Origin of the sequence: Bacillus paranthracis, assembly GCF_001883995.1 — a bacterium.
Taxonomy (GTDB): Bacteria; Bacillota; Bacilli; order Bacillales; family Bacillaceae_G; genus Bacillus_A; species Bacillus_A paranthracis.
Window position 1 is genome coordinate 34,874 of sequence record NZ_MACE01000082.1, and the last position, 14,902, is coordinate 49,775.

Here is a 14,902-nt window from a genome sequence, read left to right on the forward strand (position 1 = left end):
AAAAAAATTACGCATTTTCACCTGGAGATGCCCATTTTCTCGTTTTGGGGTATTTGCTTTTCTTAGCTTGATTGGCATGGGGCGGGACCCCAAAACAGTACGATTTTATTTCAAAGACACAACGATCTTACTACACACTTTTTATTTATCCCACACTCTCATCTGCTAGTATTACTATTTTTTATTACTAATGTTGCCGTTTCACTCGGATGGCTAAGAGGAAAATGATGGCCATATGGAACAAAATCAACCTTACCAAGATGCGATGGAGCAGCATAAGCTCTGTCATAATCCCCCCAAATAATGTGAAGATTATACTTTGTTACTTCATTGAAATCACCTTGATCGTTTTTCAGTAATAAACTGTTAAGCTGAACCGTAGTATTTAAAATTCTAGGAGAAGTAAAACTTTTACTTATCTTTTCAATATAATGTTCAGGGATGCTCTCCATACTTTCAAACAAACCATTACTTAATAAATAACGCCCTATCAAATTAGTAGTTGCCAGTTTTAATGTCCATTTGTTCATAAATTGAGGAACATTTAGGGATTTAGCATTTTTTTTAACAACAGGTGGCTGAAGTAAAGTGATTGCATACTTCTTATCTATGTACTCTTGTACCAATGCTTCCAGAAGAATAAACGCACCGAATGAATGTCCAATTAGATGTGCACCATTCGTAGCTTTCTCCAATAACTTTTTCACTACATTCAAATAGATATCTAGAAGATTTTTCTCTCGTTTAAAAGGAGAACGTCCCAAACCTGGAAGATCCAAAATCCATACAGGTTGACCAGTTTTTTCATGAAGCTCTTGTGCTAAAGGAAATAAATCCTCTCCATCACTCAATAAACCATGTAATAATATAAACGGTTGACCCTCTCCTTGTAATTGGTAAAGGGTATTGTTATCGCATAATGTTCGTTTAAATACATGATTATGCTGGCCATTTTGATACATCATTCGATAATCCAGATCAGCTACTACGGCAGGGAGAAATTTCATTACACTCGTCTTCTTAAACCAATCTCCTCCCATAATTTTTTTCGCTGAAACATTTGAAAATTTTTGTTTTGTAATAAAATTCAGTCCATCAGAAGGAATTTTTGTTATTTTACTTACTCCACTATTCATAATTGCTTTCATAAATGGCATTGGAACAGAGATTTTTGGTGCCCTCATATTCATACTTTCCGACATAATACTTAATAATTCAGCAATGTTTTGATCGTGCTGTTTGTCTTCAACAAGTGTATATGTTTGAATAGTCGGTTGCTCCAATCTGAAAACCTGCACAATAAACTTCGCAAGTTCATCGTTTGAAATAAGTGGTAACCTATATCCCTTACCTCCAGGAATCACTGGCATGAGCCCTCTTCGCATACTCATCACAAGCAAACCTAATCCTGCTATCTGCTCTGTACTTCCTGTTTTACTACTACCAACTACAGTTGGCGGATTAATTACAGAAAGCGGGTAACCTACTGCTGATGCCTGCTGACGGATATAAAGATCTGCTAAAAATTTTGTTCTCTCATATGGATTTTTTATTTTCAAATAATTGTTTCCTTCTTTAAACACATCAATTGCAATCTTGCTATTTTTATCATCAAAGGGACTCATATAACCTACAACATGAATAAATTGTTGCAAACCCTTCAATTGATGAATACTTTTAGCTAATTCACTAATATGTTTGGCGCCATTTAAAAATACGGAAGCTGCCTCTTTACTTGTCGCTTGAATATCCATGGGGCCTCCTGCGTGAATAATCACATCCGTTTTCAATACCCTCTCCTTATCTTCACCACTTAGACCTAAATCTATTTTCGTCAAATCACCTTCAATAAAGTGCATAACATCCTTTTTTAAGATGCCTCTTTCTTGAAAAATGCTTGTTGCTTTACTTTTCGACCTCACTAAAAGAAGAATTTTAACATCCTCTTTGGCTAATTCTTTCACTAATTGCTTTCCAATAAAGCCTGTTCCACCAGTTAAAAATACTGTTCTCATATAAGATCCCCTTTTTAGTACTACTTAGTACTAATTTGATGTAAAAAAAATGCTTCTTTTATCGAAGCAATTTTAAAAAATGATCTGCTGTTTTCGTGATTACAGTTGCATCCTTCAATGTTTCTGAAATAAATAACGCCCCTTCAAGATTTGTAATAAAAAGGGATGCAACCTCATCAATATGAATCGTATTTCTGAATTCTCCATTCTCTATCCCTTGTTTAAGTAATAGAGAAACTTTCTTTTGTAATCCTGTAAAAAAAAGACCTATTTTTTCTTTTATTTGCGTGGCCTGTGTAGGACTTTGAATATAAAGAGTAATAAATGGACAGCTTCCCTTATACTCTCTCGATTGAACTCCTTGTGATAATTGCTTTAAAAACAGTTGGATACGATCTTCAACTAAAAATTGGTTCTGAGAAATTACGTCATCAATTGCAGATTGATACATTTCAATCCAATAATCAACGACCGCTTCTAATAATACTTCCTTATTAGAAAAGTGATAATACACATTAGACTTTGAAACTTTGCTTACACGTACTAATTCATCCATACTTGTATAAGCAAACCCTTTTTCTAAAAATAATGTTGCAGCTACTTCAATCACATGTTTTTGATTCATTAATTTTATCTTTGTCATAACTAGAACTATATAGTACTAATTTAAACATTGCAAGTATTTATGTTAATTTTCAAAAAAAAATTTAATTAAAAAAGTTCCACTAACATTGATTTTACTGTAAAAAATCTTATTTTGAATAAAGTTGAACTGAGCCCCGAAATTGTTCATTCACTATCGTCTAATAGGGGTCACCATACATGCCCGTCAACTTAAGAAAAAGAAATGCCCCAAAACGAAAAAATGAGCGGCTTCTTAGAATAACTATCTGTAGAGAAAGAAAATTTTAATTTAGGAGTATATGAAAATATTAGCTTGATGGTGATGTGGTGCTCTCCCAATATGTAAATAAAAAGTAGGAGGAGCCTATATTAACAGACTCCTCTTTAAAATAGCCATTCTATACATGTTAGAAATAAATTCATTTTATTAATAATGAATATTCACCGTTTTTATCATCGAATTTATATACATTTAAATAATATTTACCTGGTTTCGCTGCGAATTTCCCCTTTATAACATTTCCTTCATCTTCACCACAAGCTACATAATTTTGCATGTCTGATTCATGATAAAGCACCCATGTCATCCCAATATTTTGTTCATTTACCACAGAAATATCTACTTCTTTTGGATTTGTAACATTAAACGTATAAACATCTGTTTGATCAGGAGTAATCAGATTTCCTTTTACAAGCGTATTAAACGGGAGTACCTTCTCCTCTTCATAAGATTCACCTGTTTGCGGATCTTGTTTTATAGTAACTTTTGTTTGTTCTTTACTTTCTTTTCCTCTACTATCTTTTACCGTTAGTTCCACAGTGTATGTTCCTTTTTCTCCATATACATGGGTAGGATTTGCTTCTGTACTTGTAGTACCATCTCCAAAGTTCCATAGATAAGAAATGACTTTTCCATGTTCACTTTTTGTACCATCGCTATGAAATTGAATCTCTTCATTTACTATCCCGCTGTATGGTCCATTCATATTTACTATAGTAGTTGTTTTTTCCTTTTCCTCTGTTGCAACACCATGAAAAACAATATCATATTCAAACTGGTTAGCTGCATTCACACGATAGTTTACGAAATAGGCTGTAACTGTTTTATAACCACTCCAACCTTTTTGGGATAACTGCTCTAAAGTTTGGTTTACTTGTTTACTCATCGCTTTCCAATCTTCAGACTCACCTTTTGATGTACCACCTGTGTACTTGCCTTCCACGGTAAATGTATTAAAGAATTGCGACTCATATTTTGTAATTTTGGCATCTTTTATATTTGCTACATCCACAATTTCGTTTTTCACTTCAGCTAGCGGCTTTGGTGCGTGTTGAATTAAATAATCATTTGTTACTTGCGGTACATTATATTTTTCTTGATTATCAATCAACTGCTGCATATACGCTTGATATTCTGCATTCAATTGTGTATTGTTGCTCAATGATTCACGATATGAGTCATAATTTTTCACATCGTTTGCACGGATTAAATCTTGAAGCTTATCAAATGTTTCAAATTGATGATTATACAAATATGACTGTAGTGCAAAGGAATACTTATAAAAGTCCCATGATCCATATTTTGAGAACAAAGTTTGCTTTGCTGTATAACGGCTTGCTGGATTAGATGATAAGCCACTTATCATACTTTTACGCGGAACAACATTATTTGTACGTGTAGATCCTGCAAAAAATTCTGCATTTCCTTCTTGGAACCAAGTTAATCGTTCATTTTGATACATTTCTCCGCTTCCAAATAAACCAGGAACCTCATACCTTCCTTGTAAATAATGAGTGAATTCATGACGGAATAACTCTTCTAAACTATAAATACTCTGCTTTGGCGTACGCTCATATGTAAAGAAGGTCCCCTTCTCTTCAATATAAATTCCACCGTTGTTTGTTTCATATCCATATAATTGTCTATTTAATTGATATTCATCTGGATTATTATAAATTACTATTGTTAGTACATCATCAGCGTTACCTGGTTCTAGCGCTTTATCATTACCAATTACACGATGATATTGTGCTTTTACTTCTTTGGCTGCCCAATATAATTTCTTAATTTTTTCTTCTGTTACTTTATCTCCCGTCTTGAAGACAATTGATCCGTCATCAAATGTATATGTTTTAGGTAAGTATTGTCGTTTCCCTTCTTCACGTATTTTCTGTAGATCTACTGCATTTCCACTATAATCTTTTCCACCATAGTTTGTTTTCATTTGTTCTACTGCTACAAAATAAGGTCCACTTAGACGAGGATACAAGCTCATCGCTTGTGTAATAACTTCCAATCCTTTGTATGGATTACTATGAAATTTCCCTAAACGACCTGCATAATAAATGCCATTATTAATTAGCCAACTATTTTCATTTGTTATATTCCCCACGAGAGCAATTCTATTAACCTCATTTATAAAGTTATCAATCTTTCCATACCACATTGTTTCATTAGGTTGCTTATTCGTATCCTGCAAATAAGACTGTATATCATAATCAATTCCTTTTACAATTTCATATACGGCTTGTCCTTTCGCATAATCGCTTTCATACGTAGAAAGATTATCATTATATTGTTTTAAAATATTTACCGCATACTGTACTGTTTCAGTATCACTAGAGGCATTACCAATTAATTTTCCATACGCAGTTACGACTCTATCTTGCTCAGCTGTACCTAATGTGAAGTTTCGATTTTTCGCGATCGCTTTCAATGCTGGTAAACACTTGTCATGGAAGCTTCTCTCTTTTAAGTAACTTAATTCATTATTATAATATCCCACATAAAAAGCAGAACGTAATACTTCAACAAATGTTTCAATGCCCTTTGAATTTTCTTTCGTAAACGTCCTTCCTCGTTGTCCTAATTCATTAATGATAACGTTCATGCGTTCTTTATTCTGATAAAATGCTTTTGTATCTTGATTGAATTGAAATAAATCCTTAATTTGATTCCAAGAAATTTTTGATAATGTATCAATAAGTTCGCTATTAGGCATTTTAGTCAGTTCTGCCAAAGTATAGCTTTGCTTTAATTGAATTTCATCACGTTTCATAACCAGAGTAGGACGTTGTGAAAAATCTCCTATTTTTAAACGCTCTTCAAAATTCAAAGTTTCATCCGCTTTTGTAGCATGTACAATTTCATCTTTTGAAGTTTCTGTCCCCATCGGTTTCATCTGTAAGATATTATAGGGTGCTGTTTCTTCCGCTGATACCTGTGTTTGAATACTTCCAAATGATAATGCCATTGTACTAATCCCAATCATCATTTGGGTGAATTTTAAATTCTTGTTCATTACATTTCCTCCATTTATATATTCCATCCAAAAATATAACATTTTATCTTAATAAATCATTATAATATGTATTATTTCATATTTAATTACATGAATTTCTCTATAAACTGATATTAAATAAAACATTATAGAATTTTTTTCTTTTTTCATTCTTACTCATGAATTGGGTATATCTTTTGTTTGAAATTTACGGGTTCATCGCAAGAAACCAAACTCTCTGGCAAGATTTCGTAAGATATTTAGCGATAAAAATCTTTGAATTTCTTAAGTAAATAGTTGTAATTCATCGGATACAGAAATAGACATACAAAAACGTCATCCTTTCTTATTAATTTTACAAAAAGAATAACGTATTTTTTCATAAAAAATACTCGTCAAAGTGTAAAACAAAAAGGCTATCTTAGCCCTTTTTGTTTTATAAATCCTCTATATTATATTCGGTATATCCCTCATGATAGTAAATAATATTAATACTTTTCATGAATATTTCATGACTATTTATTTCGTCTACTAATGCATTTTGGAGTAAATGCTTAATTTCAATATCTTTAATTGGGCTGCGTTCCATTGCAGTAAATAATCTTCTTTATCAATTTTATTGCAGTCGACCACCTGATGAAGTTCATTTTTAAAGATTAAATCTAGCCATATTCTATTCTCTCTACCGTTTCCTTCTCTAAAGTGGTGGCTATATATATATATTCATTTCAACTTAAAGAGAGTCTGTGTTTTGACACAAGCTCTTTTTTATTTCATTTCAAATATATTCAACAAGGTGAGTCTTTTTCAATTACAGCAATATAGAAAAAAGTCTGGTTCTGATGTAAAAACTTCAAAATAACCGCAATTAATCTATAAAACTCGGACATACCAATGAAGAAGCATTCAAACGAATCCAGGCTGTTTAAATTTGATTATAAAACTATTTTTCTCTAGCAAAATAAAGCAAGGCTATGGTCGGAAAAGCGATTCCTATCCATAATGTTAGATTCCATCCTCCTAAGGCATATGCCCATCCTCCAATAAAGGATCCAACAGCACCTCCTAAAAAGAAAATAGCCATAAATAGCCCGTTTAATCGACTACGAATTTCTGGACTCAACGAGAAAATTAAACGTTGGCTAAGCACAAGGTTTGCAGATACTCCCATGTCTAACAGAATTGCAGCAATTACTAAAACAGCTATTCCAAAGGGCGAGCTACTTTGAATAAAAAGTGGAAGTAATAAAGAAATAATAACAATAGTGAGAGCTATCCCAGTGGCGGGTCGTGTCCAGCCAAGATCAGCTAGACGACCACCTATTGGAGCAGCTATTGCACCTGTAATTCCGACAAGTGCATATAATGCTATGGCAGTCTGAGAAAAATGAAAAGCAGGGCTAGATAATAATAATGGAACAGTGGTCCAGAATAAGCTGAAAGCCCCAAATACACAAGCATGATAAATGGCACGACGGCGTAAAATTGGAGTAGTTCGTAGCAGTTGCCACATTGAATTAAGTAAGGCTATATAATTTGTTTTTGCCGTTGGTTTCCTAGTAGGGAGTACTTTCGATAATACAAACGCTAAAACAATAATTACAGTAGCAGATAAAGCAAATATTGCATTCCATCCCCACATATCGGCTACTAGACTAGATATCGGTCGCGCAAGCATAATACCTAATAACAGACCACTCATGACATTGCCAACTACGCGACCGCGTGCATTCTCCGATGAAAGATATGATACAAGAGGTACGAGTACTTGCGCTGCGACCGAACCCAGTCCGATAAAGAATGAAGCAATTAACAACAAGGTTGCGCTTTTTACAAAAACCATAGAAATGAGTGCAAATGCACTTAAAAATAACAATATAAGTATCAATTTTTTATTCTCAACAATATCCCCCAAAGGCACAAGAAATAATAAGCCAACAACATATCCAATTTGAGTTAGCGTTACAATTAATCCAGCGCTACTATTAGAAAGCCCAATTTCATTACTAATTAGCCCAATTAAAGGCTGTGCATAATAAAGATTAGCCACAATAATACCACATGCAGTTGCTAAAAGAATGATTAAACCTGATGAAATGTCCTTATCAATTGCTTTATTTTTAAAATTAGACATAAGTATTTCCTCCCATACTTTTATTTCAAAATTACTAAATCACTTTGGCAAGTACTACTGCGATGCCATTTTTTATTGTAATAAATTAAGTCTGAGCTAATTTCCATTCTGCTTTTAAAAGGTCCAATTTCCTCTCTTTCCCCCCCTTTTCTAAATGTTTTTTAGCAATGTAATTTGTGATTTTTGGAACCTAAATATATCCATACCATTACAAGATGTTAGTTAATTAATAAACTGAACGTACAGTTCATTAATTAACTAAAATATATACTAAACGTTCAGTTTTGTAAATAGGCTATTTCGTTTTTTGTTCGTATTAAGTATACTAAACGTATAGTTTATGTTTTGAAAGGAATGATTAATGTGCAAAGTAAAAGAGGTCGACCACGTAATATTGAAACCCAAAAGGCCATCCTTTCTGCGTCCTATGAGTTATTATTGGAAAGTGGCTTTAAAGCAGTCACAGTCGATAAAATTGCAGAACGTGCTAAAGTCAGCAAAGCTACGATTTATAAATGGTGGCCAAATAAGGCTGCTGTGGTAATGGACGGTTTTCTTTCTGCTGCTGCTGCCAGATTGCCTGTACCTGACACAGGTTCAGCGTTGAATGATATTTTAATTCACGCCACAAGTTTAGCCAATTTTTTAATCAGTCGAGAAGGAACCATTATCAATGAGTTAGTTGGCGAAGGACAATTTGATTCGAAACTAGCAGAGGAATATCGTGTTCGATACTTCCAACCACGTCGACTGCAAGCAAAGCAACTTCTGGAGAAGGGAATTAAAAGAGGAGAATTAAAAGAAAACCTCGATATTGAATTAAGCATCGATCTCATTTACGGACCAATTTTTTATCGTTTGCTAGTAACTGGTGAAAAGTTGGATGATTCCTATGTACATGATTTGGTTATAAACGCCTTCGAAGGGATACGTTTGAGGTAATTAACATATAAACAAAGATTTAGATTTCCACTGTTTCCTATACTGATGTAACTAGTATTAACTTGGTAAATAAAGTATCTAATGTTTTAAAGCTGTTGTATATGGGGTTTTCCCCCATATGCATCAGTTTTAAAAAAGGCTTAATCTACAAGCTATTTTGATAACGTAGTATTAACACATCCAAGCTTTATTTAATACCGTTTTTATCATTAGCAAAAAACCCTGATTTTTGCTAACACAATTAAGTCTTATTGCCGTTCTTGTTCCATTACTACAAAGACCCAAGTTCCGCTATGATATATTGGAATGAAGTGAAAGATAACATGTTTGTAATAAAATTGTGTACAATGCTAGGATTACCAAAATTGACATTCTATCTTTTGAAAACACAGCGTAAGGATCTACAACAAAATAATGAATCTTGCAATAAAGATGTATCTTATTATGCGATATTACGATTTATTATCGTGAATACATCATAAAACCTAACAGATGTAGAACAGTTCATGAAAAATCAAACTACATACACTTTAAAGCTCTCTCAAGTCTTGTTACTCTTTCTCTGGTTTCCCGCATATTATCGCCCTTAACTTTTCAAGTAATTGTAATAATTTCTCTTTCTCTTGAAATTCTAAAAGGGATAAGTATTTAGCAATATGCTCATTACGAGCGATAATAGTTTCTTCAACTACAGATTCTCCTTTTTTTGTTAGTTCAATGATAACGGCGCGGCGATCTTCTCTATCGTGATAACGATTGACTAATCCTTGTTCAATTAATCGATTAATTGTAACTGTAATTGTACTTGGCTTTACATTCATTTCTCTCGCCAGCTCACTTGCTCTTAATGCACCGTAATAGTTTATAATTTTTAAAATATAAAACTGTGATGTTGTAAGTTTTGGTACTGGTATTTGCTCAAATAACTCTATTTGCATTTTCTTTCCAATGGAAATTACCATTGCTTGAATTTTATCAAGATTATTCATTTTATTACCTCTTTATTTTAATCAGTCAATTTTTAATAAAGTTAAATATTTAACACGCGTAATTTCTTACCTATAAAAAAATCGTCAATCCTTACGTAAAAAGGCTTGCTGATGCTCATACTTTTGAAGTAGTAATAAATTAGAATATTTTCCTTCTCCATAACGCCAGCGCTATCCATATAATAAAAATTATTGATAAAACAATTGTTTCCCCCCATGAAGTTTGAGGTATAGAGACATTCATTCCAAAAAAACTAAATACAAGTGTTGGAACAGTTAAAAAAACGGTGAATAAAGTGAGAGTTTTCATGATATTATTCATCTCATTTGAGATTACCGATGAATATGAATCAGTTATACTGTCCAAGAGAGTCAGGTCGGAGAAAAGTTTATATGATAACTGCGGAAGGAAGTGCCATTTTGAAAATGGAGCAAAATAGGCTATTACATATTTTATCCCTGTACGAAGGAAGTGAATCGAATGAAGAAAGCTAAGATATTTTTTGATATAGAAAAAGAGGAGCAATGGCTGAATGAGCAATTACAAAAAGGCTATCGTTGTACAAATATTAGTGGATTAGGAATATACACTTTCGAAAAAACCGGCAAGAGATATGTGATGCGACTGGATTATCAAGATTGCAAGTTCTTCTAAAAATACAGGTGTAATATATCGTTGTAATTCTTCCGCAAATGGTTGTAGTTCTTCTTGAAGCGAGAGATTCATAAGAAAATGTCATCCTTTCTAGTCTAGCTTTTTTAGAAAGAATAACGTTTTTTTACACTTAAGGGTAGTGAAAATTCTTAAGTTGATGGGTATAGGGTATCGCCAGTATTTTTGAAAAAACCACGCTAAGCAAAATATTAGTAACATTAAGTTATGACACCGTTTGTTATAAAAAAATCCCCAAAAGCCGATTTCTAAATTAGGAAACCGACTTTAAGACATCTTATTCAATATTTAATAATCGTTTATATCTTTCTATTCTTTCCTTTGCTACCCTTAATCTTTCGTTTTTTAATAAACTCTCATGCCTCTGTTGTGATGAAAAACCAGTCACTTCGAGAATATTTATTTCAACATTAAAATTCCAATCATTTATTTTATAATCAATGGGATACTCAATTTGACCAATATCCTGTTCAGCGTCTACTGCTATATATTTACCATCTTTTAAAAAGAACTTATAGCTTAACCCAATTGTATATATCCCTAACAATTCTCCTAATTCAGAATGCGTTATCTTTAATACCTCTCCACGCACTTCAATGTCCTCATTGTTAATTAAATTATTTGCAAATGATTTTTTATCTTTAACAAGATAAAAATAATCAGTGTTACCTACAACTATAGTTTGATCTAATTCATACCAACTTGGTTTCCAGTTAAAAATCATAATACAACACCTCTAAAAAGTGATTATTCAACTACTTAGGGGACTGGTGGCAAAACGCGGATTTTATACGCTAAGATAGTTACTAAAAGTAAAATGTAATATTTACTACTGTAAAAAATAAATAGTCCCACGCAAAAGATGTTAATTGACGTAAAATTCGTTATAGGAAACTAATTTTTAATATTAAAGCAAACTCTTCCCCGAACAGAGAGGAGTTTGCTTTTTTCAACACTATAAAAACAATTAAATTGCTTGTTTCTTATACTCATTAATGTATCTGAACAATAAGGTTGTACCCGCTATATTAGATACAATGCTCACTCCTAACATTACAGCCCATGTAACATTCTGAATGTTCATTGTCAAAGTTAACATGAAAAAGCACATACCAACCGCAACAAACAAGAAACCTAAAAGCTTATTCATTATCTTACACCTCCTCTTTCATTTTAACATTATAATTAAACGATATCCCGCGTGATTTTGAGTGTATATGGTATTCATGTTAAGTCAACATAATGTCTCATTATTGTTAGCAAGGAAAAATGAGGAACCCTACTCTAACAAGGGAAGCTCCTTTTGTATTCTATCTACCTATATAATTTTTATACATCCCTATTATAGTGCAGTTTTAGGTTCCTTGTTTGTTACTGAATCAGTCAAAAAACTGTATAAAATCGTTCATAATCTTAACGTGGAGGTTTTTCAAAATACTGGAGGTATTCTTTTGATTATAAAACAAAAGTATCAATTGAATAGGCTTCTTTAGCATCCCTACCTTTCTATACATCACCAGATATGAAACGAGGGTCGTCTCATATCTAGTAATTTACTTGGTTAGCTTAATAGGTATGGAGTAGTGCCCCTACAAACAAAACCCACCAGAAACATCTATATTCTGCCCCGTTACCCAGCGGCTATCAGAAGAAGCAAGAAATGCTACTGCGTCCGCAATATCTTCAACTTGCCCGATTCGACCGAACACAGATGAATTCGTAGCAAAATTTCGTATTTCCGGATCATCTAGCAATTTTGCATTGATATCTGTCTTCGTATATCCAGGCATAATTGTATTCACTGTTATACCTCTTTCTCCAAGATGTTTAGCTAGAGGCAGTGTCATCGTATTTAAAGCACCTTTACTTAAGCCGTATGCAATGGACCCTGTAAAACCAAGTCGTACTTCAGCTGATGAAATGTTAATAATGCGCCCCTCTGCTCGTAGTAACGGTAATGTTTGCTGAATTAAAAAGAATGGTGCTTTCATATTTACGGCCATAATTTCATCAAAAACTTCTTCTGTCGTATTTTCAATCGTCCCTTGTGTACCTATCCCTGCATTGTTTACTAAAATATCAATCTCTGATGTACCAACTCTTATTTGTAATTCACTCTTTAATTGTTCTACTAGCTTTTTGACACCATCAATTGATTTGAGATCTGCTTCAATTAAGAACGCCTTTCCTCCATTAGATTCAATCTCACAAATTGTTTCATCTGCAGCTGACTTATTTCGTCCGTAGTGAATCGCAACTAATGCACCGTCGTTTGCCAATCTCATCGCAATCGCGCGACCAATTCCTCGACTCGCTCCTGTTACTAACGCTACTTTCCCATCAAGATTCTTCATTTTTTCCATCCTTCCTAAATTTACGTTTGATAAAAACCTATACTTATATTTTTATGTAAAAACCAATTATTTTAAATATATATTTATAGGTAATTTAGTTCATTCACTTATGATATTATAGTTATAGTTTGTGATTCACTTTAAAAAATAAAATAAGGAGGCTACACAATGCAAAATGCAGTAAAACTAGATGAAATTGACCATAAAATAATGAACTTGTTGTATGAAAATGCAAGAATTTCTGTTTCAGAAATAGGACGAATTATATCCATGACGCAACCTGCTGTAAAGGAGCGTATGAATAAACTTGAAGATCAAGGCGTTATAGCGGCTTACCGAACGAAATTTGAGCCTTCTAAAATTAATAAAAACATTCAAGCATTCATCATGTTTAAAACGAGCCAATGCTCTGATTTTATCCAATATTGTAATGCCGCTCCTGAAGTAACTGATTTATATCGAATTAGCGGGGAATTTAATTATATGATGAAGGTCATGAGCGATTCGATGGATTCTCTCGCTGCATTTTTAGACTCTTTAATGCAATTCGGCTTATCGTCTCCTTTAATTGTTTTAAAGAGTGAGTTTGAGGAGAAATTGTCGTTCTAATAAAGTGATAGGCACCAGCTTTCCAAAAAAGAAAAAGGAGTGGATCATCCACTCCTTTCAATCACCTATCCCTGATTTCTCTGCGCCTCTCTAAACTCCTCCTTCACCTTCTCTAACAACCCTTCTTCCGTAATTAATCGATACGCCGTATTTGCTAATGCTTTTGCGGATGTAATTAATGCTTTATCCCCTAATTCTGAACGTGCCGCTTCTCTAAATTCATTCGTATGTGCAATTAAATCATCCGGACCAATTTTAATGTACGGGTGGATTGTCGGTACGACTTGGCTAACGTTTCCTGCATCGGTTGAACCAATACCAAATCTTTCTTTACGATTTACGTCTTCCCCGAGTAATTCTAGTTCTTCCGCTACGACGTCGTTATATGTTTTTGTTACGAGTAGTTCATCGATTTCATTTTGGAATTGATGGATTTTTACTTTTGTGCCTGTTGCTAGTGCTGCCCCTTGTGCGATATTTTTTACTTTTTCTGTTACTTCCGCACATCTTTTTCTCGTTGCAGCACGGATGAAGAATCTTGCTGCGGCGTAGTCAGGAATAATGTTAGGTGCTTTTCCGCCTTCTGTAATAACGCCATGAATTTTCACGTCTGACGGAAGTTGTTGGCGAAGTGCGTTAATACTGTTGTACAGCTGAATCACCGCATCTAATGCGTTAATTCCTTCTTCAGGTGAAGCTGCAGCATGAGCTGTTTTTCCATAAAAATGAAAATCAAGTGGATCGACTGCTAGTGAAGGACTCGTTGTTGCTGTCTTTCCGCTCGGATGAATCATAAGCGCCGCATCAATATTTTTAAATAAACCCGCTTTTACATAACTCGATTTTGCGCTACCGTTCGGTCCTCCTTCTTCAGCTGGTGTTCCGAAAACGACAACTTCCCCGCCAATTTCTTCAAGCGTTTCTGATAATGCAATTGCTGCTGCAACGCTAATGGTGCCAATTAAATTGTGACCACACGCATGACCTAGTCCTGGTAAAGCGTCGTACTCCGCTAAAAATGCGATTGCTGGTCCTTGTTTTCCAGAGCTTTTTCGCGCAATAAATCCCGTTTCATGTCCAGCTATATTGTGCTGCAACTGAAATCCTGCACTATCTAGTAATAAACTTAACGTTCTAGATGCATAAAACTCTTGGTTACCGATCTCCGGATTCGCATGAATATCATGACTTGTTTCTATGTACTTTTCCTTATTTCTTTCGATACTCTCTTCAATTGTTTTTCTTTGTGACGCTACTCCTGTCGCTCCCATTTTTCTTCCT

Annotated in this window: 11 protein-coding genes and 4 pseudogenes; 4 read left to right on the plus strand and 11 right to left on the minus strand. The window is 33.9% G+C overall.

The features are described 5' to 3' along the window. Positions 1–158 precede the first annotated feature (158 nt). The 5 genes and pseudogenes from BAQ46_RS26965 to BAQ46_RS26985 all read right to left on the minus strand — a co-directional run bounded on the left by BAQ46_RS26965 (position 159) and on the right by BAQ46_RS26985 (position 8,054). Positions 159–2,015, minus strand: a complete 1,857-nt coding sequence (locus tag BAQ46_RS26965) for an alpha/beta fold hydrolase (protein ID WP_071743173.1) — start codon at positions 2,013–2,015, stop codon at positions 159–161. A gap of 58 nt (positions 2,016–2,073) precedes the next feature. Continuing rightward, the gene (locus BAQ46_RS26970; RefSeq protein ID WP_001072132.1) at positions 2,074–2,640 is read right to left on the minus strand and encodes a TetR/AcrR family transcriptional regulator; all 567 of its coding nucleotides are present in this window, start codon (positions 2,638–2,640) and stop codon (positions 2,074–2,076) included. Positions 2,641–3,058: 418 nt separating this feature from the next. Beyond that, positions 3,059–5,941, minus strand: coding sequence for a collagenase ColA (gene colA, locus BAQ46_RS26975; protein WP_071743175.1), 2,883 nt, complete (start codon positions 5,939–5,941; stop codon positions 3,059–3,061). A gap of 415 nt (positions 5,942–6,356) precedes the next feature. Next, positions 6,357–6,631 (minus strand): annotated as a pseudogene (locus BAQ46_RS31270) (protein adenylyltransferase Fic); the annotation flags it as partial. A 232-nt stretch (positions 6,632–6,863) separates the two neighbouring features. After that, positions 6,864–8,054, minus strand: a complete 1,191-nt coding sequence (locus BAQ46_RS26985; RefSeq protein ID WP_061130811.1) for an MFS transporter — start codon at positions 8,052–8,054, stop codon at positions 6,864–6,866. Positions 8,055–8,417: 363 nt separating this feature from the next. On the opposite strand from BAQ46_RS26985, the gene BAQ46_RS26990 reads away from it, so the two are divergent. Further along, complete coding sequence (locus BAQ46_RS26990) at positions 8,418–8,996, plus strand: TetR/AcrR family transcriptional regulator (RefSeq protein WP_001190900.1); 579 nt, start codon at positions 8,418–8,420, stop codon at positions 8,994–8,996. A 551-nt stretch (positions 8,997–9,547) separates the two neighbouring features. On the opposite strand, the gene BAQ46_RS26995 is transcribed toward BAQ46_RS26990, so the two are convergent. Beyond that, positions 9,548–9,985 carry a MarR family winged helix-turn-helix transcriptional regulator gene (locus BAQ46_RS26995; RefSeq protein ID WP_061130810.1) on the minus strand — a complete coding sequence of 146 codons (438 nt, stop codon included), beginning with the start codon at positions 9,983–9,985 and terminating at the stop codon, positions 9,548–9,550. Positions 9,986–10,124: 139 nt separating this feature from the next. Then, positions 10,125–10,355: pseudogene (locus BAQ46_RS27000) on the minus strand (CorA family divalent cation transporter); the annotation flags it as partial. Between BAQ46_RS27000 and BAQ46_RS27005 the strand changes: the two are divergent. Next, positions 10,355–10,480: pseudogene (locus BAQ46_RS27005) on the plus strand (PadR family transcriptional regulator); the annotation flags it as partial. The pseudogenes BAQ46_RS27000 and BAQ46_RS27005 sit on opposite strands and share 1 nt — an antisense overlap. Next, a pseudogene (locus tag BAQ46_RS27010) lies at positions 10,467–10,625 on the plus strand (DUF2812 domain-containing protein); the annotation flags it as partial. The pseudogenes BAQ46_RS27005 and BAQ46_RS27010, both read left to right, overlap by 14 nt. Before the next feature lie 310 nt (positions 10,626–10,935). Here BAQ46_RS27010 and BAQ46_RS27020 read toward each other — a convergent pair. The 3 genes from BAQ46_RS27020 to BAQ46_RS27030 all read right to left on the minus strand — a co-directional run bounded on the left by BAQ46_RS27020 (position 10,936) and on the right by BAQ46_RS27030 (position 13,012). Further along, the gene (locus tag BAQ46_RS27020; RefSeq protein ID WP_000577089.1) at positions 10,936–11,382 is read right to left on the minus strand and encodes a hypothetical protein; all 447 of its coding nucleotides are present in this window, start codon (positions 11,380–11,382) and stop codon (positions 10,936–10,938) included. A 243-nt stretch (positions 11,383–11,625) separates the two neighbouring features. Further along, entirely contained in the window at positions 11,626–11,808 is a 183-nt protein-coding gene (locus tag BAQ46_RS27025; RefSeq protein ID WP_001037653.1) for a hypothetical protein, read from the minus strand. Between the two features lie 439 nt (positions 11,809–12,247). Continuing rightward, entirely contained in the window at positions 12,248–13,012 is a 765-nt protein-coding gene (locus tag BAQ46_RS27030; RefSeq protein WP_000792673.1) for an SDR family oxidoreductase, read from the minus strand. A 168-nt stretch (positions 13,013–13,180) separates the two neighbouring features. Here BAQ46_RS27030 and BAQ46_RS27035 point away from each other — a divergent pair, with 168 nt between their 5' ends. After that, positions 13,181–13,621: an Lrp/AsnC family transcriptional regulator gene (locus BAQ46_RS27035; RefSeq protein ID WP_001178573.1), complete on the plus strand. Its 441-nt coding sequence runs from the start codon at positions 13,181–13,183 to the stop codon at positions 13,619–13,621. 65 nt (positions 13,622–13,686) lie between these two features. On the opposite strand, the gene BAQ46_RS27040 is transcribed toward BAQ46_RS27035, so the two are convergent. Next, positions 13,687–14,892: a M20 family metallopeptidase gene (locus tag BAQ46_RS27040; protein ID WP_071743178.1), complete on the minus strand. Its 1,206-nt coding sequence runs from the start codon at positions 14,890–14,892 to the stop codon at positions 13,687–13,689. Positions 14,893–14,902 lie beyond the last annotated feature (10 nt).